This window comes from uncultured Thiothrix sp., assembly GCF_937876535.1.
Classification (GTDB): domain Bacteria; phylum Pseudomonadota; class Gammaproteobacteria; order Thiotrichales; family Thiotrichaceae; genus Thiolinea.
Genome location: NZ_CALFHZ010000021.1, coordinates 234,900 through 258,951, shown reverse-complemented (window position 1 = coordinate 258,951; position 24,052 = coordinate 234,900). Strand labels below are relative to the sequence as shown.

The 24,052-nt window shown below is 45.5% G+C and carries 23 protein-coding genes and 1 pseudogene; 16 read left to right on the top strand and 8 right to left on the bottom strand.

What is annotated here, in order from left to right; translation table 11 throughout:
• Positions 1 to 2: 2 nt before the first annotated feature.
• Genes Q0230_RS15680 through Q0230_RS15670 form a run of 3 tightly spaced genes read right to left on the bottom strand, consistent with a single transcriptional unit; the run spans position 3 to position 4,286 of the window.
• Positions 3 to 1,115 (bottom strand): lipocalin-like domain-containing protein, encoded by a 1,113-nt coding sequence (locus Q0230_RS15680; RefSeq protein WP_298611164.1) that lies wholly within the window; start codon positions 1,113 to 1,115, stop codon positions 3 to 5.
• Complete coding sequence (locus Q0230_RS15675; protein WP_298611162.1) at positions 1,105 to 3,594, bottom strand: ABC transporter permease; 2,490 nt, start codon at positions 3,592 to 3,594, stop codon at positions 1,105 to 1,107. The genes Q0230_RS15680 and Q0230_RS15675 overlap by 11 nt, the downstream gene beginning before the upstream one ends.
• A gap of 5 nt (positions 3,595 to 3,599) precedes the next feature.
• The gene (locus tag Q0230_RS15670) at positions 3,600 to 4,286 is read right to left on the bottom strand and encodes an ABC transporter ATP-binding protein (protein ID WP_298611159.1); all 687 of its coding nucleotides are present in this window, start codon (positions 4,284 to 4,286) and stop codon (positions 3,600 to 3,602) included.
• 142 nt (positions 4,287 to 4,428) lie between these two features.
• On the opposite strand from Q0230_RS15670, the gene Q0230_RS15665 reads away from it, so the two are divergent.
• The 5 genes from Q0230_RS15665 (at position 4,429) to Q0230_RS15645 (ending at position 7,421) form a co-directional block, all read left to right on the top strand.
• Positions 4,429 to 4,809 carry an ACT domain-containing protein gene (locus tag Q0230_RS15665; protein ID WP_298611157.1) on the top strand — a complete coding sequence of 127 codons (381 nt, stop codon included), beginning with the start codon at positions 4,429 to 4,431 and terminating at the stop codon, positions 4,807 to 4,809.
• 265 nt (positions 4,810 to 5,074) lie between these two features.
• Positions 5,075 to 5,350 carry a hypothetical protein gene (locus tag Q0230_RS15660; protein WP_298611155.1) on the top strand — a complete coding sequence of 92 codons (276 nt, stop codon included), beginning with the start codon at positions 5,075 to 5,077 and terminating at the stop codon, positions 5,348 to 5,350.
• Positions 5,351 to 5,448: 98 nt separating this feature from the next.
• Complete coding sequence (locus Q0230_RS15655) at positions 5,449 to 5,979, top strand: GNAT family protein (RefSeq protein ID WP_298611153.1); 531 nt, start codon at positions 5,449 to 5,451, stop codon at positions 5,977 to 5,979.
• Complete coding sequence (locus Q0230_RS15650; RefSeq protein ID WP_298611151.1) at positions 5,963 to 6,532, top strand: Uma2 family endonuclease; 570 nt, start codon at positions 5,963 to 5,965, stop codon at positions 6,530 to 6,532. Before Q0230_RS15655 ends, Q0230_RS15650 begins: the two co-directional genes overlap by 17 nt.
• 346 nt (positions 6,533 to 6,878) lie before the next feature.
• Entirely contained in the window at positions 6,879 to 7,421 is a 543-nt protein-coding gene (locus tag Q0230_RS15645) for a tyrosine-protein phosphatase (RefSeq protein WP_298611149.1), read from the top strand.
• Between the two features lie 145 nt (positions 7,422 to 7,566).
• Here the strand turns inward: Q0230_RS15645 and Q0230_RS15640 are convergent, their stop codons facing one another.
• The 5 genes from Q0230_RS15640 to Q0230_RS15620 form a co-directional block, all read right to left on the bottom strand.
• Entirely contained in the window at positions 7,567 to 7,779 is a 213-nt protein-coding gene (locus tag Q0230_RS15640) for a hypothetical protein (RefSeq protein ID WP_298611147.1), read from the bottom strand.
• Positions 7,763 to 8,209: a PIN domain-containing protein gene (locus tag Q0230_RS15635; protein ID WP_298611145.1), complete on the bottom strand. Its 447-nt coding sequence runs from the start codon at positions 8,207 to 8,209 to the stop codon at positions 7,763 to 7,765. The genes Q0230_RS15640 and Q0230_RS15635 overlap by 17 nt, the downstream gene beginning before the upstream one ends.
• Before the next feature lie 122 nt (positions 8,210 to 8,331).
• A complete protein-coding gene (gene boxB / locus Q0230_RS15630; RefSeq protein WP_298611142.1) occupies positions 8,332 to 9,759 on the bottom strand; it encodes a benzoyl-CoA 2,3-epoxidase subunit BoxB in 1,428 nt (475 codons plus the stop codon).
• Between the two features lie 64 nt (positions 9,760 to 9,823).
• On the bottom strand, positions 9,824 to 11,488 hold the full coding sequence (gene boxC / locus Q0230_RS15625) for a 2,3-epoxybenzoyl-CoA dihydrolase (protein ID WP_298611140.1): 1,665 nt from the start codon (positions 11,486 to 11,488) through the stop codon (positions 9,824 to 9,826).
• A 116-nt stretch (positions 11,489 to 11,604) separates the two neighbouring features.
• Positions 11,605 to 12,528: a helix-turn-helix transcriptional regulator gene (locus Q0230_RS15620; protein WP_298611138.1), complete on the bottom strand. Its 924-nt coding sequence runs from the start codon at positions 12,526 to 12,528 to the stop codon at positions 11,605 to 11,607.
• Between the two features lie 139 nt (positions 12,529 to 12,667).
• Here Q0230_RS15620 and Q0230_RS15615 point away from each other — a divergent pair, with 139 nt between their 5' ends.
• From Q0230_RS15615 to Q0230_RS15565, 11 genes and pseudogenes are all read left to right on the top strand, one after another.
• Positions 12,668 to 13,132 (top strand): DUF4863 family protein, encoded by a 465-nt coding sequence (locus Q0230_RS15615; protein WP_298611136.1) that lies wholly within the window; start codon positions 12,668 to 12,670, stop codon positions 13,130 to 13,132.
• Positions 13,133 to 13,158: 26 nt separating this feature from the next.
• Positions 13,159 to 14,700 (top strand): annotated as a pseudogene (locus Q0230_RS15610) (3,4-dehydroadipyl-CoA semialdehyde dehydrogenase).
• A 53-nt stretch (positions 14,701 to 14,753) separates the two neighbouring features.
• Positions 14,754 to 16,322: a benzoate-CoA ligase family protein gene (locus tag Q0230_RS15605; protein ID WP_298611134.1), complete on the top strand. Its 1,569-nt coding sequence runs from the start codon at positions 14,754 to 14,756 to the stop codon at positions 16,320 to 16,322.
• On the top strand, positions 16,322 to 17,125 hold the full coding sequence (locus Q0230_RS15600) for an alpha/beta hydrolase (protein WP_298611132.1): 804 nt from the start codon (positions 16,322 to 16,324) through the stop codon (positions 17,123 to 17,125). Before Q0230_RS15605 ends, Q0230_RS15600 begins: the two co-directional genes overlap by 1 nt.
• Positions 17,126 to 17,138: 13 nt before the next feature.
• Positions 17,139 to 18,305 (top strand): ABC transporter substrate-binding protein, encoded by a 1,167-nt coding sequence (locus tag Q0230_RS15595; RefSeq protein ID WP_298611130.1) that lies wholly within the window; start codon positions 17,139 to 17,141, stop codon positions 18,303 to 18,305.
• A 134-nt stretch (positions 18,306 to 18,439) separates the two neighbouring features.
• Positions 18,440 to 19,321, top strand: a complete 882-nt coding sequence (locus tag Q0230_RS15590) for a branched-chain amino acid ABC transporter permease (protein ID WP_298611128.1) — start codon at positions 18,440 to 18,442, stop codon at positions 19,319 to 19,321.
• A gap of 11 nt (positions 19,322 to 19,332) precedes the next feature.
• Positions 19,333 to 20,331, top strand: a complete 999-nt coding sequence (locus tag Q0230_RS15585; protein WP_298611126.1) for a branched-chain amino acid ABC transporter permease — start codon at positions 19,333 to 19,335, stop codon at positions 20,329 to 20,331.
• A gap of 12 nt (positions 20,332 to 20,343) precedes the next feature.
• Entirely contained in the window at positions 20,344 to 21,090 is a 747-nt protein-coding gene (locus tag Q0230_RS15580; RefSeq protein ID WP_298611124.1) for an ABC transporter ATP-binding protein, read from the top strand.
• Between the two features lies 1 nt (position 21,091).
• Positions 21,092 to 21,808 (top strand): ABC transporter ATP-binding protein, encoded by a 717-nt coding sequence (locus Q0230_RS15575; protein WP_298611122.1) that lies wholly within the window; start codon positions 21,092 to 21,094, stop codon positions 21,806 to 21,808.
• 154 nt (positions 21,809 to 21,962) lie between these two features.
• Positions 21,963 to 23,216, top strand: a complete 1,254-nt coding sequence (locus tag Q0230_RS15570) for an MFS transporter (protein WP_298611120.1) — start codon at positions 21,963 to 21,965, stop codon at positions 23,214 to 23,216.
• A gap of 261 nt (positions 23,217 to 23,477) precedes the next feature.
• Complete coding sequence (locus tag Q0230_RS15565; RefSeq protein ID WP_298611118.1) at positions 23,478 to 23,897, top strand: YqaA family protein; 420 nt, start codon at positions 23,478 to 23,480, stop codon at positions 23,895 to 23,897.
• Positions 23,898 to 24,052: the final 155 nt, after the last annotated feature.

The window sequence follows — 24,052 nt, the reverse complement described above, 5'->3', positions numbered from 1 at the left end:
CACTAGTAACCTGATAACTCCAAATACCCCTGTCCTACTACCTGAGCAGTCTCCAGATCAATCACCTGCACGGCTCCCTCCCAGTACAGCACACTGGTTTGCATTAACTGATCCTCGACTACTGCTTCTACCCGCCAATGGGCTTTAGCAGCCGGATACGTCAACTCCCAAGCAATGGGGTATTTCGCCCCATTGTCTGCTTGCCAATACTTAAGCGGCTTCAGCTGTACCTCTTGCAGGCTTAAATTACGCGTGCTGCCATCGGGTGCTATCCATTTGCCTTGGCTATAGGCTTGATCCGCTTCGCCTGAAGCTTTACGTAATTGATAAAACATCAACTCGTGCCCGTCCTGCAATTGCAGCGAGAACCAATCCCAGCCCACTTGATCTTTGCCCAAAACACTGGTGCTCCATTCACGATCTAGCCATGAAGATCCGGTCACTTGGAAATCTTGGTTTTGATAATGAATCGAGCCAGTCGTGGCTAAGCGCGTGAAAGAGTAATAGTAAGAAGCATTGCCCGCTTCACTGCTCTTCTGGCTTAAACCTTGACTACCTTGTAACACCACTGGCTTTTCAGGTTGCAAACTTAATTTGAGGTTAAAATCTTTGTTTGCAACTTGCACAGTCCACGGAAACTCACCCTGTGCTTGTCCGATAATTTGCCAATCTTCTAACCAAACTTTAAACGGCTGCATACTTTGCCCAGCTAAGCCTGCAGCACCGCGCGCGAAGCGTTGATCATGTAGATGCTTATTGCCTGCAATATCCGTTAAAGCAATATGCGTCATCCAGACTTGATTAGTTGCCCAGTTAGAAGCGTTTTCAGGTCGTTGGGGGCTAAGTGCGATGCGAAAGAAGGTCACTTGATAGCCAAATTGTCGACCTGTTTCAGCCTGCAAATTACCAGTGACATACCACCATTCATTCCTAAACTCAGAATGTGCTGCATGATCTTGCGGAAACTCAAACCTGCGTGGCTCGATAGCTCGTGCAAAGCCCTCCGCAGGAATACCACCCAAAGCTGAAGTTAGATTGATACCAGTAGGTTCAGCCTGCCGTTCGCAAGCACTAAGGCATAAAATTAAGCAGAGTAAAACAAGCCTAACGCCCATATAAACCCTCACGAATCGAGAGCTGTGCAATGCGGCGTACTGGATAAAGGCTAGCTAACAAGGCGGCCACTATTGCGAGTAGCATTGCTTGCAATGGAATACTCGCAAAGAAATAAGTGTGCATCGTCCAGCCAAACGAACGCTGGTTAATAATATCAATCAGCACCACCGACATCAGCCAACCCAAAGGTAAAGCAAGGAGACCTGCAAGCAAACCTAATAAAGCCGCTTGGCTTAAGACCAAAGTTTGTACTTGTTTAGGGGTAAAGCCGGTCGAGCGCAGAATCGCGAACTCACGCCCCTTTTCTAAAAATAAAGCCATTAAAGCGCTAAACACACCAACAAAAGCGACGATCAAAACCAAGACACGTAACACATGGGTAATCGCAAACGTGCGATCAAAGACTTTTAAGGAGTTTTCACGAATTTCGGTATTCGAACGAATCACTAGGGATTGATTAGTAGGTTGCAAATCCCTTGCCCAAACTTGTAGCTGCTGTTGAACTAAATGTGGATCTGTACCTTGCTTTAAAGTCAGACCGATTGAGGAAATGCTACGGTCTTGCCAATAGTGCTCATACAAACCACGGGGCAAAACGAGCATCCCTTGGGTTGCGCTATAATCGCGAAATACGCCGAGAATAGGCAGCGTCAACACACCGGAAGTTTCCGTGCTAAGCTGCAAACTCGCACCTGTTCCACGATTATAGTGATAAGCAAACGGCTCGGAGACCAGCACACCCTCCGCTTTTTCAAAGCGTTGCCAAGCCTCTGTAGGTGTATTTTGTAAGAACTCAAACCCGCGCTGACTATGCGCTCCGGGTTGCAAGACTAAAGTGGGTAGCGGCATACCTTCAACGCTTAAACGCGTAGATAAACCTGTGCTTATACTGGCTAACTCAGGCAAGGTTTTAACCCGCTCCAGCCAAAGGGGCGACAATGAACCTTCAACCCGTGAACCGTCTGCACTTAAAGCTGAAACATACAAATCGCTGGGCAAAGTCATATTCAACCAATCCGCGACACTGGAACGGAAAGAGCCAATCATAATACTCACGCCAATGGTGGCAGACACGGCTACGGTTAGAGCAATAATGGCTAAACTGGTACGACTTAAACTTACTTCTAAATTACGCAAGGTCATCGAACTTAATAACTGCCTAGGTGTAAATTTTGCAGTGACTTGCTGAAGCAGCTTTAAGAGCTTGCGTAGCACCCAAGGAATCAGCAGGCTATAACCCACAATCAGCATAAATAGCCCCACAAAGCCTAGCACCAACTGTTTACCTGAACTGCTAATCAACAGTGCGCTACTGAGCATAAGAACGAAACCAGCGAGAACTAATTTGAAGCTTAGTTGCTGATTGGTTTGCTCTAAACTTGAACGACGCTGCACTTGTACGGGAGCAACACGCGCTGCTTCAATCGCAGGGGCAAGCGTCGCCAGTAAAACAGCAGCTAAGGTAATACCCACGCCTTTCATAGCAATCGCAGGCGTGATTAATAACTCAGTGGGCGCAACACTCACGTATAAATCGCTAATTGTTTGTGTGACTAGCACTAATAAACCTTGGCCTAGTAGTACACCCAACAGCACACCTAACGCACTACCAATTAAGCCTAGAACGCAAGCCTCTAACAGCAAATTCCGAAATAACTGGCCTGCGGTAACACCTAGCATCCGTGCCAACGCAAAACTCGAACGCCGCTGCAACACGGAGAAAGTCATGGTGTTGTAAACTAAGAAAGCCCCCACCAAGATGGCTAATAAACTCATGGCTAACAGATTGGTGCTAAACGCTCCGGTCATTTGCCCGAACACCGCTTGCTGGTTGGCGAAGGATTCTAGTTTCAATGCAGATGGTAAACGGGCTTGTAAAGCTTGTGCTTCGGCCTCAGTCAGCTTGAGTTGAATCCGGCTTAAACCCGTTGTATTGCCTTGCACGCTGGCAATATCCGCTAGCAACAAATCACTACGTGCCAAATCAGCCAGACCAATCACTGTGAACTGTCGCTCCCCTGCGGGTAGCACTTGACCTACTTGCAAACCCGAACTCTTTGGAGCAATCAAAGTATCAGCTTCAGTGAGTAAGCGAGTGAGCACTCCCGAATCTAGTGAACCTAAACTACTAGTTGGTAAGCTGGTGGCGAAAGGATCTAAGCCTAATAAGCTGTAATGCAGGCCGTTGAGCGTTAGGGATAACTCAACTTCAGGTAAACTATTTCGATAGCCCCACTCCACCCGCAACTGTCGATAAAATTCATCGGGGATTTGCCCATGTACTGCTTTGATTTCATGCGTCATCGGACTAGACAGCGTATTGACCGACTGCTGGAAAGATTGTGCTGCGCTATGATTCGCTAGATCAACTGCAATCATCACCGCAGTACCTAAGGCAATACTCAATAAGGTCAGCCAGAGTTGCCAAGGATGTCGAGTGAAAAAGCGCCAACTAGAACGCAGTAACAAATTCGACATAAGCATTACCAAGCCAGTGTTGAGGAGTTGGTTTGTAAGACACCATCTTGTAAAACAAGAATTCGTTCAGCGCGCTCTGCAACTGCTTTGCTATGGGTGACCACTAATAAAGTTTGCTGGGCTTGCTCGGCAAGCTTGAATAATAAATCCAGAATCAACTGCCCCGTTTTTGCATCCAAATTGCCGGTTGGCTCATCCGCCAATACTAAGGCGGGTTGATGAATTAAAGCGCGAGCAATCGCTACCCGCTGCTGTTCGCCACCGGAGAGTTGATCGGGAAAAGCACTAGCACGTGTAGGCAATTGAATTGCAGCTAGCCAGTGCGCTAACCGCTCCTGTTGTTCCTTGGTAGGCACACTCAATAAACTCAAGGGCAGCAAGATATTTTCTGCCACGGTTAAAGTAGGAATCAGATTAAATTGCTGATAAATAAAGCCAATATTCTGCCGGCGAAATAGAGTTAAGACTGGCTCTTTGAGAGCAGTGAACTCTTGACCCTTTAAGAAAATCTGCCCAGAAGCAGGCTTATCAATCCCACCGAGTAAATTCAATAAAGTTGATTTGCCTGAACCACTACTGCCCACTAAAGCCACCTGCTCACCGAGGGCTAATTCAAGATTCACAGCCTTGAGCACCGTATGTAACTGACCGGCTTCGGGATAAGCATAATGAAGATGATGGGCGCTGAGCACTGCGAGAGTCCTAACACTAAAAACTCAGGTTTAGCATGGAATGGGATATGAGACAAACTTCATGTTTTTGGTAAAGGCCATGACTTGTTGTAATCTTTGGTCAAGCGTAACGAGTTACCAACCAATAAAGGATTTAAACCAAATGAAATTAAACCTCAGTCTTCTTAATGAACAATATGTCGTTCACCGCTTTGCCCCGACGACGAAAGTCCCTTTGCAAGTCTTCGATAGCAGTTTTTATAGCATTAGCCGCACCGAGGATGAGTTGTCGATTGTTTGCCCTGCTAGTCTACAATTAGCCTCGGATAAAGCGGAAACTGATTGGTCTTGTATTAAAGTTTTGGGGCCTTTGGATTTTTCTTTAACTGGAATTCTAGCAGCAATTTCCAAGGTTTTAGCAGAGGCGAAAATTAGTATTTTTGCGATTTCGACCTTTGATACGGATTATATTTTGGTGAAAACGGAGAAGCTGAAGGATGCTAAAGGGGTGTTGGAAAAGGTTGGGTATGTTTTTAAAAGCTAATTTTGCTATGAATAAAACTTCTTTACCGCTTGCGCTTGAGTCGCCAGTTTACGTAGTTGCTTGCTTAAAACTACAAAGTTATGCTTCTTGGCGAAGATGGCTACACAAAATCTCATGGTCTCAGAATTGCTCAACCATAAATTGCGATAGATTTGCCCCTATTGGTTCTTACAAATGTTGGTGTAAATTGGTAGAACATCACTACTGACTTATTCCTCTGAGGGTCAAACTATCGAATATAAACGTTACGCGTCCTTAGGCATGTATGCAAATAAAAGATTCGTGTGAGCGTTTTCCAAAGTGTATGAGTAATGCTCATATCCAGAAGAAACTGATTCTTATCGGTAAAGCAAGTCCAAAACTTTTATTTGGGAGTGAAGAAAAAGCTGGTTATCGCCGCAAAGACCAACTTACAGTAGACGAATGCAAACCCGAAATGATTCATTCCAAGCCATTGGAACAATTTATAGATGGGTATTATTGCGAAAAATGTGGTATTGGCTTTATTGCTGACGAAATTTTAACTTCTACTGAGAACTGAGACGATTTACATATTTACTAAGCCTAACCCATCCATCAAGCAGGACGTGCTTTAGTACATCCACTATGTCAAGTGTTATGTAAATTCAGAGGCCAAAATTGCTGAAAGGTAAAGAAATTTCACTTCGTCATGTGCGCGCAGCTGAGCTGGAGCAGCTTATTGAACTCATCAATCATTCAGAGTTAAAAGGTGAATACGCTCGGTCTCTTTTAAAATCTCCGGCAAGCCTTAAAAGGGAGTTTGAGTTAAACAACTTTTCCACTGAAAATAATGAAATGTTTGCCATCGTCAACCAAGAAAATCATATCTTGGGAGTCATTAGTCATTTTTTAACCTTTCATTATTCGTCAGCACGCGAGCTGGGGTTTTCTGTATTCGCCCAAGCCAATAGAAAGAAAGGGATTGCTACGGAGGCAGTTGGCCTTCTCACCCAGTATTTGTTTGAAAACTACCCGATTAACCGCATTCAAATTTGCATGCCAACAGAACATAAAGCATCTGAAAAAGTGGCTATAAAATGTGGATATACAAAAGAAGGAGTACTCAGGGGTTCAATTTTTGTACGTGGGCAGTTTATCAATACCTATATTTACTCGATCTTGAGAAGCGAGTATGAAAGAACCAGATAATAATTCGTTGCATTGGACATCCCCTGATACTTACCTTTTAGGCGAAAATGATCGTACTGATGCGGTGAAGTATGAGTATGTGAATGGTCAGGTGTATGCAATGGCGGGGGCAAGCCGCAATCATAATATCCTTGCTGGTGAGCTATTCGCCCTATTACGCAATCATTTACGTGGCAAGGGGTGCAGAGCCTTTCAAGGCGATATGAAAGTCGGGATTCAAACAGCGAGCGAGCAGCATTTTTATTATCCTGATGTACATGTGACCTGCGCGGAAGAGACTAATCGTTATTTCAATACCGCGCCCTGTTTGATTATTGAAGTGCTATCCGAGAGCACTGCACGCATTGATCGCTATGAGAAGCTAGTGGCTTATCGTTTATTAGATGCTTTGCAAGAATATGTATTGTGTTCACAAGATGCGGCACTTGTAGAAATCTATCGCAAACGTAGTGAATGGAAAGCGGAGTATTTTGTCACAGGGCAAAGTTTTACCTTGGAGTCCGTAGGGCTAACGATGGCAGTAAACGAGTTATATGAGTTTTTATTGCCATAAGTTTTTAGATTGCAAACAAGCACTTAGTTTTAGCTAGCTTTTAACCAATTCAACGCCTTCATAAAAAACAGAAACCGTTAATTGCTGCCCAATCGACGCTAAACTTAAAACATCAGTTAGCTTTAGGTAGTTCTTCGCAGGTTAGTTGAGTTTTGATAGCTTGCATATGTGTCTTCACAGTTATGTATCAACTATACAATACTTTTAGTGCTAGGGGAGTTTATATATGCTTATTAAGCATTAGCATCACTAAATAATGATTCACAGACTAGGCAGAGTTTGAGAAGGTAAACTATACCAATATTCCACCTAATAAACCATTATGACAAAAGACTAAATAAATATCATGTCGCTATTTACGCCAGTTAATTTCCGTGATGTAGGTGAAATGGTTCAGATTATATCTGACTTTCCCAATCTACCAGTTAATGTTTTATATCGTGGTGGAAAAATAGATGAATTTAACATACCCTCACATATAGGTAAATCTAGAACAATAATAAATCTAAGACGTGGTAAAGACCCGATTATGGAAGGTGTAAAAAACATTCATATTCCAGCACAGAATTCTGTTGATAACTACAATACCTTTGATCAATCGGTTAGATATTGGATAAAAAGCACAATTCATGCAATTTTAGATATAAATAATATTGGCCCCTATTACATTCATTGTACGTCTGGTCGTGATAGAACTGGTATTATAGTTGCTGCACTTTTATATATTCTTGGTATATCTGCAGATTGTATTAGAGAAGAATACATGCTTAGTGACAATACAAATATCGATTTAATTAACAAGGCACTTGACGGATTCAGACATTGGGTTACACTAAAGTCAGATTATTATGATTTGCTAGTTAATAAAATTACGGCAACATCTACCTAATAAGTCGACCGACTATCTATTAGCGACAAAAAATTCAGCATGCGATAAGTAGCTCAAAAAAAGCCACCCGCAATCGCAAGGGGCTTTCCGTTAGAGGAGAAAACTCAGTTCTTAATTAAACCGCACCTATTCAAACTCAACTGGCTTAAGTCCTCTTAGTTTCCCGCCGATAATCCATAGCCATCCTACTTAAATCCTCCAAACTGGTATCCACCCAAAGTTTGGCGTGCCACTGGGTGTAATCAAAAGGTTCACGCAAAATCAAACTAATAAAACGCTCCGCTTGAACCTCTCCCAAACTAGCAATTAAAGCAGCAATACCATTAACCCGAATCTCGGTATCAGTGAGTTGTTTCATGAGGAAGCTCCTTAATATAATCCATTGGGTTTAGAGCGGAAATAATGTTAATAGCTTGGAGTTTTTTCAAAAGCTTGTCATCGGTACTAGGAAAGTAATCCGCTTGCCCTTCCACAGCACAAGCGACATGCAAAGCATCGTTGGCTCTAATCCCTTGAGCCAATAAGATACGCGCCGTATCTAGCAAAACGGGGCTTTCCTCAATATCCACTACTGCCAAGGCTTTCCATGTTTGGATAACATGTTGGCGTTCATGGTAAGGATTCTGTACATTCTCAAACTCAAGAATATACGACCAGACCAATTCCAACTTCTGCTCACGAATTTGTTGTTGGATGTAAAGCTTAGCCTCTGCTTCTAAACGAATGCGTATATGGCTTTGATCATCAAATGGACGATTGAATATACAATTATCAAGATAAACCCGCATACCTAGTTCCTAACGCTGCTTAGCCTTAGCATAACGTATTCTGGAACTGCCTGCCGAACTCACCAAACAAAAAGCCACCCGCAATTGCAAGTGGCTTTCCGTTAGAGGAGAAAACTCAGTACTTAATTAAACCGCACATATTCAAAATCAACCGGCTGGCGATTAATGCCCATTACCGGTGGTGCAATCCAATTCGCGAACTTGCCCGCATCGGTCACGCGCCCCATTAAGCTGGCTACGAATTGGCGATCACCAACGGATGGCAACCATTTATCCACATTCGCATCCCACTCAGCTTGGCTAACCACTTGGCCTTGTGGCGATACACGCGCGCCGGATAATGAGCCGATATTACGGTGGAAGGCTTTGTGTGGAACACTTAAACGGAAGGGAATCCCCGCTTTTTCAATCACTTTGTTCCAACGCTCCACGCCACCAATACTGTCTTTAATGTAGTCGTCGCGTAGCACTTCGTTGAGGGCATTCAACATCGGTACTTCTTTTTCGACTAATTGACCATTGCGCACTTCCAAGACTTTATAGCTATCGTTTTTCAGCACGTGGTCATCAGTACGCTTGCCTTCTTCGTAACGGCCTTTTAAACCAGTGGTGTAGAAGGTCGCGGCATTGGAAGATTCATCCGCACCAAACAGATCAATCGTGACGCTGAAGTGGAAATTGATATAACGTTGAATGGTTTGTAAATCGATGACACCTGCGGCACGAATTTTAGCAGGATCATCGGTCTTGAGGTCATTCATCACTTGGCAAGTACGCTGAATCACCCGCGATACGCCAGACTCCCCGACGAACATGTGATGCGCTTCTTCGGTGAGCATGAACTTAGTCGTGCGTGCTAAAGGATCAAAGCTCGACTCTGCTAAAGCACACAATTGGAACTTACCATCACGGTCGGTGAAGTAAGTGAACATATAGAAGGATAACCAGTCAGGGGTTGGCTCATTGAAAGCTTGGAGAATACGTGGGTTATCTTGCTGACCGCTGCGGCGTTCTAATAAAGCCTCGCCTTCCTCACGCCCATCGCGCCCGAAGTATTTATGCAGTAAGTAAACCATTGCCCATAAATGGCGGCCTTCTTCTACATTCACTTGGAACAGGTTACGCAGATCGTATTGGCTCGGCGCGGTTAAACCTAAATGGCGTTGTTGCTCAACCGATGCAGGTTCAGTATCCCCTTGAGTCACGATAATGCGGCGTAAATTAGCGCGGTATTCGCCCGGCACTTCTTGCCAAGCTGCTTCGCCTTTGTGGTCGCCGAAATGGATTTTGCGCTCTTGCTCAGCCGGATTTAAGAAGATACCCCAACGGTAATCAGGCATTTTTACATGACCAAATTGCGCCCAACCCTGTGGATCAACACTAACCGCCGTACGCAGATAAACATCAAAACCATGTGAACCATCCGGCCCCATGTCTTGCCACCAGTTCAGGTAGTTCGGCTGCCAATTTTCTAAAGCACGCTTTAAGGTACGGTCTTCACCGAGATTAACGTTATTCGGAATCTTTTCTTGGTAATCAATCGTGGACATAATAACTCCTCCAAGGAATGTCATAGGAAGTGCACACTACACTTCCCCCAATAACCATTCAGGTTTAGACGCGGTTCCAATCAAACTGGGCTTTTTCGCCTTTACCGTAAACTTTCAATGCACCTTTATCGCCAACTGCATTCGGGCGTTGGAAAATCCAGTTCTGCCATGCGGTTAAGCGCCCAAAGATACGGGTAAACATATTTTCCTCACCATTGAAGCGTAAATTCGCCTCCATGCCAGTGAGTGCATCCGGTGACATTGCCACACGTTCTTCAATCGCAATTCGCACTTCATCATCCCAATCAATATCATCAGGGTTGCTAGTGACTAAACCGACTGCAATCGCCGCATCTGCATCCAGTGTTTGACCCGCTTTCGCCCGTACCGCCTCTAAAGCAGGCTGCTCATTATAGAAACGACGCCCGATACGACTTTCGCCGGTTGCCATTGGATACAAACCAAAATTCACATCCGCCACGGTAATCGTTGGCGTATCTGCATCATCTGGTAGCATTAAGTGATAAGTACGGTCACAAGCTAAGGCAAACTCTAAGAACGAACCGGCAAAGCATGAACCCTTTTCAATCAGGGCAAATAAACTACGAGAAGACACATCTAAGCGGCTGAAGGTGCGGCGTAATAAACCAATCGTTTCGCGCACTAACCAATGATGCTGGTTATCGAGTAATACTTTATCCATCGCCAGCACTGCAGCTGCATCACCGGAGGTTTTCAGCAACCAGATACCAATATCTAATTCATTGGTGCGCATGGATAAAATCGCATCTTCCAATTCACGCGCTAATTCCAGTGGATACCAGTTTGCACCGGCTTCTTCGATTTCTTTAATAGAACTAGGCTGTACACCTTCTGGCGCTTTCACGGTGAATGTTGCCGTGCGTGCTGCCCGATCAATCTCAATCGTCACATGCTTATAACGCAAGGCATTTGCTTCAATCGTGCGACTAATTGGAGTTAGCGCTACGCCTTTGCCATCGGCAGGACGATCACTTTGCTCGGCTAATTGCAGCGCACGTTCTTTAACTTTTTGTGCAAAGACGGCAGGTTTGGCAATCTCGTCGACTAAACGCCAATCTTTGGCTTTTTGCCCCCGTACACCTTCGGTCGTGGTGCAGAAAATATCAGCGAGATCGTGACGCACATGGCGCTTATCCGTGACACGGGTCAAGCCACCTGTACCTGGCAATACGCCTAATAAAGGCACTTCTGGCAAGCTGACTGCGCTAGAACGATCATCGACTAATAGGATTTCATCACAAGCCAGTGCCAACTCATAGCCACCACCGGCACACGCCCCATTCACCGCTGCTAAGAATTTCAAGCCGCTATGCTTGGAAGAATCTTCTAAACCATTACGGGTTTCATTGGTGAATTTACAGAAATTCACTTTCCACGCATGACTGCTTACACCCAGCATAAAAATATTCGCACCCGAGCAGAACACTTTATCTTTCAGGCTAGTCACGACCACGGTACGCACTTCAGGATGCTCGAAGCGAATCCGATTGATTGCATCGTTTAATTCAATATCGACCCCTAAATCATAACTATTGAGCTTCAATTTATAGCCAGGGCGTAAACCTGCGTTTTCGTCGAAGTCAGCGCTGAGGGTGGCGATGGAGCCGTCGAAACTTAAAGTCCAGTGGCGATATAGCGAGGGATTAGTTTGATAATCCACGCGATCAGATGTAGTGGCTGCGTTCACAAGAGTTCTCCTCACTTGGTGCATTTATTTACAGCTTGTGCTGTACCGTTTCATGCATAATATTGCATTATCAAAAACCCTGTCAAGCATAAATATGCATTAAATTGCAAAAAATCTTAAATCGGTAGATGCAATGACTTGCGCACCAACTCGCGTAATGCCAAAAAAGTAGCTTCCAGTGACTGCGCACTGGTATCCAACTTATATTGAGCCTTAGAATAAAAAGCCGCACGCGCCGCTAGAATATGCTTCAGATCTTCCATCGCTTCTTTACTAGCTGCCATTGGGCGTAAATCACCTTGTTTAGTGACACGCTGCATATGATCTTCTGGGTCAGCTTGCAGCCAAATCGTGGTGCAATGCGATAATAATAAATTGAAAGTTGAAGTATCTGAAACCAAACCACCAGGGGTGCAAATCACTGCTTCCGGATAAATCTGAATCGCCTCTTCTAAAGCCCGGCGCTCATAACGCCGATAAGCGTTAGCCCCATACAGAGCTTGAATTTCAGAGATACTACAGCCCGCAAATTTTTCAATTTCTTGGCTTAATTCGACAAAAGGAAAATCAAGATCATCCGCTAACATTTGCCCTAAAGTCGACTTCCCTGCCCCACGCAAACCAATTAAAGCAATCCGTGAACTTGCCGCAGTTGAAACACCAACCGTACCAAGTGCTTCACCAATCGCAACTCGAGCACGACGTAGCGTATTTTCGTCTTTATTCTCCAATAACGAGCGAATCATGAGCCATTCAGGGCTGGAGGTAGTCACATCACCAATGAGTTCAGCAAGCGAACACTCCAGCGCAGCTGCAACTTGTTGTAAAACTAGTATGGAGGCATTCCCTTCTCCATATTCAAGGTTCGCTAAATGTCGCTCAGACACCCCTGTCATCAGCGATAAGGCTTTACGGGTGGTGCCTTGGCGCGCTCTTAAAGCACGCACCCGCTCGCCTAAAGCCACTAAAAAAGGATTCTTGGTTTCAGACTCACTGAGTTGTGTTGGGTGCAAGGTATGCTTCTTCTCAGCCTTCGCCATGCTGGCGCTCCTCATGAAATCGTATATGCAATATAATGCTTGACACAGTAAAGAACTACTATTATTGTTCTAACATGCACAATAATTCATATTAGGTGAATTAGCAAGTTCAACACGGTTTGACCCAGGAGAGAGGACAATGCCTAGTAGCCAGTTCCGCCAACAGATTGCTGACTTAACTGCCCAATTAGCAGGTCGTGAATTAAACACTGCTTTACAAACTTGGTTAAACCAAGAGCATGGTGTGAATAGCAGTACCTACCAACAGTTAAAACAAAGCTGCGAACAGGGTGTCGCTGAAGGTTGGTTATGTAATCGTGAAGGTGGCGGTATTCGTTATGGGCGTATTTTTAAACCTGCCGATGATTTAGCCGGTTTCTCTGTCGATGTGGTCGATATGAAGGATCTAGTAGGCCCACATCATTCTCATCCAAACGGTGAAATTGATTTAATCATGCCCATTGAGGGGGAAGCTTTATTTGATCAGCATCCTGCTGGTTGGTTAGTTTACCCAGCAGGCAGTGCGCACAATCCAACCGTCACTCAAGGCCGCGCCTTAGTTTTATACCTGCTACCGCAAGGTAGTATCGAATTCACCCGCTAAGCACCACTGTAATAAGGAACACGGATATGACTGAATTACTCGCGAATTATTTTGCAGGACGCTGGCAAACGGGTACAGGTGCAGGTACTAGCCTCTACGATCCGGTATTAGGCACTGAATTAGTCCGTATTGATTCCACTGGCTTAGATTTAGCAGAAGGTTTCAATTTCGCACGTGAACAAGGCGGTGCGGCTTTACGCGCCCTGACTTATCGTGAACGCGGTGCACTGCTCAGCGCGATAGTTAAAGTGCTGCAAGCCAATCGTGATGCTTATTATGAAATCTCCACCGCGAATAGCGGTACGGTCAAGAACGATACGGCGGTTGATGTTGATGGTGGAATTTTCACACTAGGTACTTATGCCAAGCTCGGTGAAACTTTAGGTGATCGCCGCTACTTACTGGATGGAGAGTCAGCGCGTTTAGCTAAAGATCCCCTCTTCCAATCGCAGCATGTGTTAGTGCCAACACGTGGAGTCGCTTTATTCATTAATGCTTTCAACTTCCCGAGTTGGGGTTTGTGGGAAAAAGCTGGCCCCGCGCTTTTATCAGGCGTACCCGTTATTATCAAGCCTGCTTCTGCCACGGCTTGGCTCACACAACGAATGGTTAAAGATGTAGTTGATGCAGGGATTTTACCAGCGGGTGCTTTGTAGATTATTTGTGGCAGCTCCAAAGGCTTAATGGATCAGTTACAGCCTTTTGATGTCGTGTCCTTCACGGGTTCTGCCGATACGGCGGCGGTGATTCGCTCCCATCCTGCGGTCACACAACATTCGGTGCGCGTCAATATTGAAGCGGATAGCATTAACTCCGCTGTTTTACTCCCTGATGACTCAGGTGAAAATGCTGCTTTAGATTTATTGGCTAAAGAAGTCAGCCGTGAAATGACCGTAAAATCAGGGCAAAAATGTACCGCGATTCGGCGGATTTTCGTGCCAGAAGCCTTATACAACAGCGCTACTGCTGCGATTAGTGCACGTTTAGCAAAAACGACCGTGGGCAACCCACGCAATGAAACAGTGCGGATGGGTGCAGTGGTTAGCCAAGAGCAATTACAGTCAGTCAAAGACGGTTTAGCCAAGCTCAAAACTCAAGCTGAAGTTCTGTTTGATGGCTCTCAGCAAAGCTTAGTTGATGCGGATGCTAACTCTTGCTGTATTGCTCCGACTTTATTAGGTGTGCGTGATGCAGATGCAGCGCAAATCATTCATGACACTGAAGTGTTTGGCCCAGTCGCCACCTTATTGGCTTATCGTGATCTTGAACATGCAAAAGCTTTAGTCCGGCGCGGGCAAGGCTCCTTAGTCACTTCACTCTATGGTACTGAGCCTGAAGCTTTAGCAGCAGTCGCTGCAGAGCTAGCGGATAGCCACGGACGGGTACATATTATTTCCCCTGATGTCGCCGCCTTACAAACCGGTCATGGCAATGTGATGCCGCAATCTTTACACGGTGGTCCAGGGCGTGCGGGTGGTGGTGAAGAGCTTGGTGGAGCGCGCGCTTTGAATTTCTACCATCGGCGCAGTGCGGTGCAAGCCAGTACTGAGGTTTTAAAATACTTATAAGTGGGTTCGCTTTGAGCGAGTCCTAATTAATATTGCTATGGAGGAGGAGAGTCATGTCCATAGAGAATGTGCCAGCACCCGAAGGACGCTTTAACTTTGCCCAACACCTGTTGGACTGTAATCAGCAGCGGGCTGGAAAAACTGCGTATATTGATGATCAAGGCTCTCTAACTTATGGGGAGCTTGCCGATAAAATTCAACGCATGGCTAAGGTACTCCTGACTGCAGGTGTGCATCGTGAAGAACGGGTACTGCTATTAGTGCATGATTGCAATGATTGGCCAGTCGCTTTCTTAGGTGCAATGTACGCCGGGATTGTGCCGGTAGCGGTGAATACCTTACTCACTGCCAATGACTATCACTATATGCTGAGCAATAGCCGTGCGACAGCAGCAATTGTCTCTGAAGCTTTGCGCCCTACACTAGAGGCTGCTTTAGCCAAAGGTGAGCATGATGTCAAAACGGTATTTGTCTCCCGTGCCAATACGGAGTTACCAGCCGACACCGTAAACTTAGCGACGGCTTTAAAAGTAGCTACTCCTTTGGAAAACCCAGCTAATACCAGTGGGGATGATCCAGGTTTTTGGCTCTACTCTTCTGGCTCAACGGGTAATCCCAAAGGCACAGTACATACGCATGCGAATCCCTATTGGACTGCTGAACTTTATGGCAAACGTATCTTAGGTATGACCGAAGAGGATATTTGCTTCTCAGCTGCCAAATTGTTCTTTGCCTATGGTTTAGGTAATGCTTTGAGCTTTCCCTTAAGTGTGGGAGCAACTGTAGTGCTCATGCCTGAGCGCCCTACGCCTGATGCCGTGTTCAAGCGTTGGATCGAAGATAAACCAACGATTTTCTTTGGTGCACCCACCGGTTTTGCCGGTATGTTGGCCGCACCTAATTTACCTAGTAAAAATCAAGTTGCCTTACGGATGGCCTCATCGGCAGGAGAAGCTCTTCCTGCTGAAATTGGCGAACGTTTCACCCAGCATTTTGGTGTAGAAATTATTGATGGCATTGGCTCGACTGAAATGCTGCATATTTTCCTCTCCAATATTCCAGGCAAAGTACGTTATGGGACGACAGGCTGGCCGGTACCTGGTTATGAAATCGAGTTACGTGGAGAAGATGGCTTACCTGTGCCCGATGGTGAAACCGGCGACTTATATATTCAAGGCCCCAGTGCTGCTTTAATGTATTGGAATAATCGCACTAAAACTCGTGAAACCTTCCAAGGCGCATGGACGAAAAGTGGTGATAAGTATGTACGCAATCCAGATGGCACTTATACCTATTCGGGACGGAGCGATGACATGCTCAAAGTCAGTGGGATTTATGTCTCACCCTTTGAAGTGGAGGCTACTTTAGTCCAACATCCTGCCGTCTTAGAAGCTGCTGTCATTGGCAAACAAGATGCTGAAGGTTTAACTAAAACCAAGGCTTTTGTGGTGCTGAAAGAAGGTGTTGAAGTTTCTGCTGAGGAATTAAAAGCCTTTGTTAAAGACAAGTTAGCGCCTTACAAATACCCACGCTTTATTGAGTTTGTAAAGGAACTGCCGAAAACAGCGACTGGGAAAATTCAGCGCTTTAGACTACGTCAACAAGAAGTGGATGCCAGCTAATGTCAGCACCAATTGAGTTTGTCACGCTCGACTGGTGCGGGCGCGAAGTACAAATAGAATATCAGTATGTAGGAAGTTCTGATCCACAAGCACCCTTAGTCGTCTTTCTGCATGAAGGTTTAGGCTCAGTGAGTATGTGGAAAGATTTTCCAGAGACTTTTTGTCAGGCGGCTAACTGTCGCGGCTTAGTCTACTCGCGCCCTGGCTATGGGCAATCTACCCCACGTCATCCGGATGAACGCTGGGATGTGGATTTTATGCACCGTCAAGCTTTTGAAGTGTTGCCCGCCTTTTTGGCCGCTTTAAAGCTTGATCCGCAGCAGCACAAACTTTGGCTGTTCGGCCATAGTGATGGGGCATCAATCAGTTTGCTGTATGCTGCGCGCTATCCACAAGCCTTGGCTGGCGCTATTGTACTTGCCCCACATATCATGGTAGAAGACTTAACGATCACGAGCATTGAACAAGCCCGTGAAGTTTACCAAACAACTGATTTGTCAAAAAAGTTAGGGCGTTATCACCAAGATGCTGATTCAGCATTTTGGGGGTGGAATAATATCTGGCTGCATCCCCCGTTTCGAGCCTGGTCGATTGAGGCGGAGTTAGCCAGTATTAACTGTCCGTTACTCGCGGTTCAAGGATTAGATGACGAGTATGGCTCGTTGGAGCAAATTAGAGGAGTTGCCCGACGAGTAGCAAAGGCTGAGCTTGTGGAGATACCAGCTTGTGGCCATTCGCCACACCGAGACCAGCCTACTCTATTGATTAAAAAAGCAACCGACTTTATCTGTCGTCATACTTAGGAGGAGAACCTGTATGAAATTATTTAAAACCACTTTGATTGCAGCGGCTATTTTAGGCTTTTCAACAGCAAGCTTTGCTGAAGATGCGAAACCTTTGAAAGTCGGCTTAATGTTACCCGCCACGGGCACTTTTGCTGCTTTGGGGACTGCGATTGAAAATGGCTTCAAGCTTTATACCAAAGAGCAAGGCGATAAATTAGCAGGCCGTCCGATTGAATTTGTTAAAGTGGACGATGAATCCGATCCGGCTAAAGCTACTGACAATGTCAATAAATTGATCAAAGGTGACAATGTTGATGTCTTAATCGGCACTGTACATTCTGGGGTTGCAATGGCAATGGCGAAAGCCGCCAAAGAAAGTGGCACCATTCTGATTGTTCCAAATGCAGGCGCGCAAGCCGTGACTGGCCCGATGTGTGCTCCAAATATTTTCCGTAGCTCCTTCTCTAACTGGCAGCCTGGCTATGCGATGGGCGAAGTGGTTGCGCAAAAAGGCCATAAGAAAGTCGTCACGATTACTTGGAAATATGCAGCGGGTGATGAATCCGTGCAAGGCTTCAAGGATGGTTTCACTAAATCCGGTGGCGAAGTTATTAAAGAGTTAAACCTGCCCTTCCCCAATGTTGAGTTCCAAGCCCTCTTGACTGAAATTGCTGCACTGAAACCTGATGCGGTCTATACCTTCTTCGCGGGCGGCGGGGCGGTTAAATTTGTAAAGGATTACAAAGCAGCAGGCTTAAAAGACAGCATTCCCTTATATGGTGCTGGCTTCTTAACCGATGGTACTTTGGAAGCCCAAGGTGGTGATGGTGAAGGCTTATTAACTACATTGCACTATGCTGACAAGTTAGATAATGCCAAAGACAAAGCCTTCCGCACGGCTTATAACGATGCTTATAAAATGCAACCTGATGTGTATGCAGTACAAGGTTATGATGCTGCTCAAATTCTAAAGGTTGGTTTAGATGCGGTACAAGGTGATGTCAGCAAAAAGGCCGAGTTTGCCGCAGCGGTTGAGGCTGCTAAATTCGATAGTCCACGTGGTGAGTTCACTTTATCCAAGGCTCATAATCCGGTGCAAGACATCTATTTACGTGAAGCAAAAGGCTTAGAAAATCCTGCTGTGAGCGTAGCGTCTAAAGCTTTAGCAGACCCTGCTAAAGGCTGTTCACTGAAATAATCGATTGCTCTTAGCCCCTCTGGTGTCAGAGGGGCTGTTAGGTAGTTAAAGCAGCTTACTGAGTGAGCCGTTTTTACTTACCTATCTCTCTGGCCACAGGGAGAGATTATGAGAAGTTTAAAGCGGAGCACTCTATGGACTTATCCATCTTCTTAATTCAATGCCTGAACTCCTTACAATACGGCTTGCTGCTATTTTTAGTAGCAATGGGTCTGACTTTGATTTTCGGCATTATGGGCGTGATCAATCTCGCTCATGGTAGCTTCTATATGATAGGCGCTTATATGGCCTATGCACTGAGCCCTCTTGTAGCGAATGCCTTTGGGGGTGGTTTTTTCTCGGTCTTAGTGATTGGCTTAGTCTTAGCAGTGATTTTAGGCTATTTCCTCGAATGGGCTTTTTTTAGCTTTTTGTATGACCGAGATCACTTACAGCAAGTGCTGATGACCTACGGTTTGATTCTGGTCTTTGAAGAGTTGCGTAGCCTATTAGTCGGTGATGATGTGCATGGTGTACAACCCCCTGATTTCTTAGCGGGCGTGATTCCACTGGGCGATGTGATGACTTATCCGGTCTATCGCTTATTCATTTCAGCAGTCTGTTTACTCTTAGCTTTGGGCATGTATTACATCTTCACACGTACCCGTTTGGGGATGATGATTCGTGCTGGTAGCACTAACCGTGAAATGGTGCAGTCTTTAGGCATCGACATCAAATTGCTTTATCGCATTGTATTTGCGGCAGGTGTAGCTTTAGCCGCTGTTGCGGGCATGATTTCAGCACCGGTTTCTACGGTTTATCCAGGCATGGGTGGTCAAGTTTTGATTATCTGCTTTGTGGTGGTAGTTATTGGCGGGATAGGCTCGATTCGTGGTGCTTTCCTAGCAGCAATGCTGATTGGCTTTGTCGATACCTTTGGCAAAGTCTTGCTTCCAGAAGCAGCTGGGGTGCTGGTATATGTGTTAATGGCTCTCATCCTGCTGTGGAAGCCGGATGGTTTATTCAAAACTAGCTGAGGCCAAACATCATGGATAAATTGTTCAGTGGAAAATTTCTGTTTATTGGCTTGGTGTTTGCAGGCTTAGCTTTATATCCCTTGTTTGCGAGTAGCTATGGTTTAGATCTGGTAGCCAAGATTATGATCTATGCCATTTTAGCGATGAGCTTAGAATTATTAGTCGGAAGTACGGGCTTAGTCTGTTTCGGTCAAGCTGCCTTCTTTGGAATTGGTGCTTATATAGCAGTGATGCTTTCGCCGGAAAGTGAATCAGCCAATCTTTTATGGCTGTTACCAGCCTCGATTGTAGCGGCGGCGGCTTATGCTTTATTTGTCGGCGCTTTATCGCTACGCACTAAAGGCGTGTACTTCATTATGGTCACTTTAGCCTTTGCACAAATGGCTTACTATGTAGTGCACGATACTAAACTAGGTGGCGGTACGGATGGAATTTACCTGTATTTCAAACCTATTTTAGGTTCAGTCATTGATCTAAATGATGCCAAGGTCTTGTACTTTTTCACTTGGGTATTTTTAGTCTGGACTTTTGTCTTTCTAGCTATTCTCTTACGCTCCCATTTTGGGCGGGTACTGGCGGGGATTCGGATTAATGAGCAACGCATGCGCGCCTCAGGTTTCTCAACCTATCCATATAAACTTGCAGCCTTTACTACGTCTGGCGGGATTGCAGGTTTAGCGGGCTTTTTGTTTGCGGTCAAAGATGGCTTCGTTAATCCTGAGATGATGAGCTGGCATTTATCCGGTGCCTTATTAATCATGATTATTCTTGGTGGTTTAGGGCATTTACGCGGGGCAATTATTGGCGCTTTTGCCTTTGTGTTCTTGCAAGAGTTTTTCAAATCTTCGGAGATTTTTGGTGCTTTCTCCAAGCATTGGCAACTCGGCTTAGGCTTTACGATTATTGCCTGTGTGGCGCTCTTGCCCAAAGGTTTAGTTGGCTTACCGGAAGTCTTGCACAAGCGTCTATATGGCAGCCGCCCTCGTGATGCACAAGTTGTGCTGAAATAAGGAGATGCAGAAATGGCAGAAACTTTATTAAAAGGCAGCGGCATCACCCAACGCTGGGGCGGTTTAGTCGCAGTCAATAAGGTGTCGATTGAGCTAGAACGTGGCACAGTACATGCAGTGATTGGCACCAATGGCGCTGGCAAATCGACACTGATTAATATTTTATCCGGCGAATTCCCACCCACTGAAGGCAAAATTGAGCTACTCGGTAAGGAAGCGACCAATTGGTCACAAGCCAAACGCGCTCGCCAAGGCTTAGGGCGTAGCTATCAGCGCAATACGATTTTCCCTGATTTTAGCGTCTTCGAAAATTGTCGCTTAGCGGCTCAAGCTCAAGTACAACGTCCTTGGGTATGGTGGAATGATGCCCAAAAATGTAAACAGAGTGTGGAATCCGCGAATCGCGCTTTGGAATTATCGGGTCTGACGGAGGTAAAAGAGCGCTTTGCTGGACTGCTCTCCCACGGACAGAAACGCCAACTGGAAATTGCCATGTGCTTAGCGATTCAACCAGAGGTGCTACTACTGGATGAGCCACTTGCAGGCATGGGGGCAGAAGAAACGGATCGGATGCTTAAGCTCCTAGACAACTTAAAAGCGGGTCACGCGATTTTATTAGTTGAGCATGATATGGATGCGGTATTTAGGATTGCTGATCGGATCACGGTCATGGTCAATGGCAGCGTGATTGCCTCCGATACACCTGATCAGATTCGTGTAAACCCAGACGTGCAAACCGCTTATTTAGGAGGACATTAAGATGCCTAATTCTGAACTCCTCATCGAAGCGAGTGATGTACATGCCTGGTATGGTTCTAGTCATGTGCTTCAAGGCATTGACTTCAAAATCGGTCGGGGTGAAACGGTCGGTTTGCTGGGGCGCAATGGCATGGGTAAAAGTACTCTGATTCGTACTTTGCTCGGACATATCAAGCAACGGGATGGGCATATCAGCGTGCGTGGCAAAGATATGTCCAAGGCTAAACCGCATGAAGTGGCACGTATGGGCATTGCTTATGTCCCCGAAGGTCGTGGTGTGTTTCCAAATTTGTCGGTGCGCGAAAATCTAATTATGGCAGCACGGCGCGGCCTAGATGGACGTAATGACTGGCCTTACGAACGCATTATTGAAACCTTTCCACGCTTACAAGAGCGGATTGGGAATATGGGCAATCAGCTCTCAGGCGGCGAGCAGCAAATGCTGTCCATTGGACGTGCACTCATGACTCATCCGGATTTAATTATCCTCGATGAAGCTACTGAAGGTTTAGCGCCTTTGATCGTGGAAGAAATCTGGCGAGTGATTGATACAATTCGCGCAAGTGGTATTGCCACCCTGATTGTTGACCGTAACTATCATAAAGTTCTAGCCAATAGCGACCGTGCAATTGTGCTGCAAAAAGGCCAAGTGGTGATGTCGGGTGCAGCGAAAACGATTGAACAGTCGGATGAGTTGGCAGGGTATTTGGGGGTTTAATCAGAACCTAACTCCTTGCTCAGTGCTTGAGTGAGGAGCCTGCCTTTAAGCTAATGTATCTTTTAAATACTTACTGTCTAGTCTTCTTCTTGCACACTCTAAGCTTCAAGCGAATAATGCCGCGCCTTCTTGATTGAAAGGCTACGACTCTTGCATGTCTTCATTATCTACTACTAGCATTTACCGTCAACCCGGCTTCTTGCCCTTCATCACCAGCCGTTTGTTTTCCTTCTTCGCTTCACAAATTCAAGCGATTGTGGTGGCATGGCAAGTTTATGATATGACCCATGATCCAATGACGTTGGCTTATGTGGGTTTAGCGCAATTTATTCCAATGTTGTTCTTACTCATTCCCGCAGGGGATTTAATTGATCGCTTTGATCGGAAGAAGATTGTGATGGCCAGTTGGGCGGTACAAGGCTTGTGCAGTGCTTTATTGCTGGTTCTTTCTTTTTATCACCTGACGAATCCTAATTACTTCTATGCAGTACTTTTGCTCTATGGCAGTGCGCGGGCTTTTACGGGTCCTGCGTTGCAAAGTTTATTGCCCCAAGTGGTAGCGCGTGAACAACTTCCCGCAGCCATTGCAGCGAATAGTATGTTAATGCGGGTAGCAGCTATTTCTGGCCCAGTTCTGGGAGGGGGACTATATGCTCTAGGGAGTGGAGTCGCGACTTATTCAGTTTGTTTGGCTTCTTTTTCTGCAGCTGTCTTACTGATTGCTTTCGTGCCTGTCCTATATGCTGAAAAACCTGAACCAAAAAATCAGGAAATTGGGGCTTGGCAACGCTTTACTGCAGGGATTCAATTTATTCGTTCGCGCCCCATTATTCTTGGCACAATTTCCTTAGATTTATTCGCAGTACTCTTAGGCGGTGTAGTTGCGTTATTGCCCATTTACGCACAGGATGTTTTGCATACAGATTCAACAGGTTTAGGGTTATTGCGTAGTGCGATGGCCGTGGGTGAAGTAGCTGTGGGCTTCTACTTGAGTCTTTATCCCTTCAATCAGCGCGTGGGCATGACGATGTTCATTGCGGTGTTTATTTTTGGCTTAGCCAATTTAGTTTTTGCCATCTCTACTGTCTTTGCTTTGTCCTTTATCGCTTTAGTGATTGCGGGCGCTGCCGATATGGTGAGTATGTATATTCGCTCCTCTTTAGTACAGTTTTCTACCCCCGATGCCATGCGTGGCCGCGTGAATGCAGTAAATATGTTGTTTATTGGTTCATCGAATGAATTGGGTGAGTTTCGTGCAGGAAGTAGTGCAGCTTGGTTGGGCGCAGTACCCACAGCAGTAATGGGGAGTTTATTCACTTTAGGGATTACCGCCGCATGGATCTGGGCTTTTCCTAGTTTAAGGCATGTGAATAAATTTGAAGATGCGACACCAGAACATAAAGCTTAGAACTTAGAGAAAACAAAAAAGGCAGCTCGCGAGGGAATGGAGGCTGCCTTTAAAAATACTGTAGACTTCGAGGGTTGAAGTTTACAGCCACACTTTACTTGCGAGGTAGGTAATGTGTACTCCATATGTCGCGCCCAGTTTTTTAGAGGTTCATGGTCTTGGAGAGTTTTTCTCAAAAATTTTGAAATTTTTTTGGGCGATGCTTAAACCACTTAAAATCTGCACATCTTTTCAGTTAAATACTCAAGGAATGCACCTTTAATGGCATATGCAGGCTTATTTCTAGCGGCTTTTTTAGCAGCAACCCTTGTCCCTGCACAATCAGAAGCCATCTTAGTTGGGTTAATTCTAAGCAAAGACTATTCAATCTATTTGTTGGTCTTAGTCGCTACTGCAGGGAATTGCTTAGGTTCGCTAGTGAACTGGTATTTAGGTCGCTATCTTGAGTATTTCCGCGAAAGCACTTGGTTCCCCGTGAGTGAGGCAAGTTTAAGTCGCGCACAAAATTTTTATCAGCGGTATGGTGCTTGGTCTGTACTTTTAAGTTGGGTACCGATTATTGGTGATCCTTTAACCCTAATCGCAGGTTTGATGCGCATGCCCTTCTTAGAATTTATGTTGTTGATTATTTTGGCCAAAGGTGGGCGTTATATCATGTTAGCTTGGTTGACCTTAAGCTAGAAATGAAAAAGGTCAGCACCGAAGCACTGACCAAAGGGGTTTGTTCTTATTATCGTTTTCGCGTCGTCTATTTAGTTACTCCCCCCTGAGGGCTAATCGGGGGGAGATACTCTTGGCGGCGGCTATTTATTGGGGCTTATTAGTGAGGCCGCCTC

Excerpts from the sequence above, each read along its gene's own strand:
- Q0230_RS15680 (WP_298611164.1), bottom strand. The coding sequence starts at position 1,115 with ATGGGCGTTAGGCTTGTTTTACTCTGCTTAATTTTATGCCTTAGTGCT.
- Q0230_RS15675 (WP_298611162.1), bottom strand. The coding sequence starts at position 3,594 with ATGTCGAATTTGTTACTGCGTTCTAGTTGGCGCTTTTTCACTCGACAT.
- Q0230_RS15665 (WP_298611157.1), top strand. The coding sequence starts at position 4,429 with ATGAAATTAAACCTCAGTCTTCTTAATGAACAATATGTCGTTCACCGC.
- Q0230_RS15660 (WP_298611155.1), top strand. The coding sequence starts at position 5,075 with ATGCAAATAAAAGATTCGTGTGAGCGTTTTCCAAAGTGTATGAGTAAT.
- Q0230_RS15650 (WP_298611151.1), top strand. The coding sequence starts at position 5,963 with ATGAAAGAACCAGATAATAATTCGTTGCATTGGACATCCCCTGATACT.
- Q0230_RS15645 (WP_298611149.1), top strand. The coding sequence starts at position 6,879 with ATGTCGCTATTTACGCCAGTTAATTTCCGTGATGTAGGTGAAATGGTT.
- Q0230_RS15640 (WP_298611147.1), bottom strand. The coding sequence starts at position 7,779 with ATGAAACAACTCACTGATACCGAGATTCGGGTTAATGGTATTGCTGCT.
- Q0230_RS15635 (WP_298611145.1), bottom strand. The coding sequence starts at position 8,209 with ATGCGGGTTTATCTTGATAATTGTATATTCAATCGTCCATTTGATGAT.
- boxB (WP_298611142.1), bottom strand. The coding sequence starts at position 9,759 with ATGTCCACGATTGATTACCAAGAAAAGATTCCGAATAACGTTAATCTC.
- Q0230_RS15620 (WP_298611138.1), bottom strand. The coding sequence starts at position 12,528 with ATGGCGAAGGCTGAGAAGAAGCATACCTTGCACCCAACACAACTCAGT.
- Q0230_RS15615 (WP_298611136.1), top strand. The coding sequence starts at position 12,668 with ATGCCTAGTAGCCAGTTCCGCCAACAGATTGCTGACTTAACTGCCCAA.
- Q0230_RS15605 (WP_298611134.1), top strand. The coding sequence starts at position 14,754 with ATGTCCATAGAGAATGTGCCAGCACCCGAAGGACGCTTTAACTTTGCC.
- Q0230_RS15600 (WP_298611132.1), top strand. The coding sequence starts at position 16,322 with ATGTCAGCACCAATTGAGTTTGTCACGCTCGACTGGTGCGGGCGCGAA.
- Q0230_RS15595 (WP_298611130.1), top strand. The coding sequence starts at position 17,139 with ATGAAATTATTTAAAACCACTTTGATTGCAGCGGCTATTTTAGGCTTT.
- Q0230_RS15590 (WP_298611128.1), top strand. The coding sequence starts at position 18,440 with ATGGACTTATCCATCTTCTTAATTCAATGCCTGAACTCCTTACAATAC.
- Q0230_RS15585 (WP_298611126.1), top strand. The coding sequence starts at position 19,333 with ATGGATAAATTGTTCAGTGGAAAATTTCTGTTTATTGGCTTGGTGTTT.
- Q0230_RS15580 (WP_298611124.1), top strand. The coding sequence starts at position 20,344 with ATGGCAGAAACTTTATTAAAAGGCAGCGGCATCACCCAACGCTGGGGC.
- Q0230_RS15575 (WP_298611122.1), top strand. The coding sequence starts at position 21,092 with ATGCCTAATTCTGAACTCCTCATCGAAGCGAGTGATGTACATGCCTGG.
- Q0230_RS15570 (WP_298611120.1), top strand. The coding sequence starts at position 21,963 with ATGTCTTCATTATCTACTACTAGCATTTACCGTCAACCCGGCTTCTTG.
- Q0230_RS15565 (WP_298611118.1), top strand. The coding sequence starts at position 23,478 with ATGGCATATGCAGGCTTATTTCTAGCGGCTTTTTTAGCAGCAACCCTT.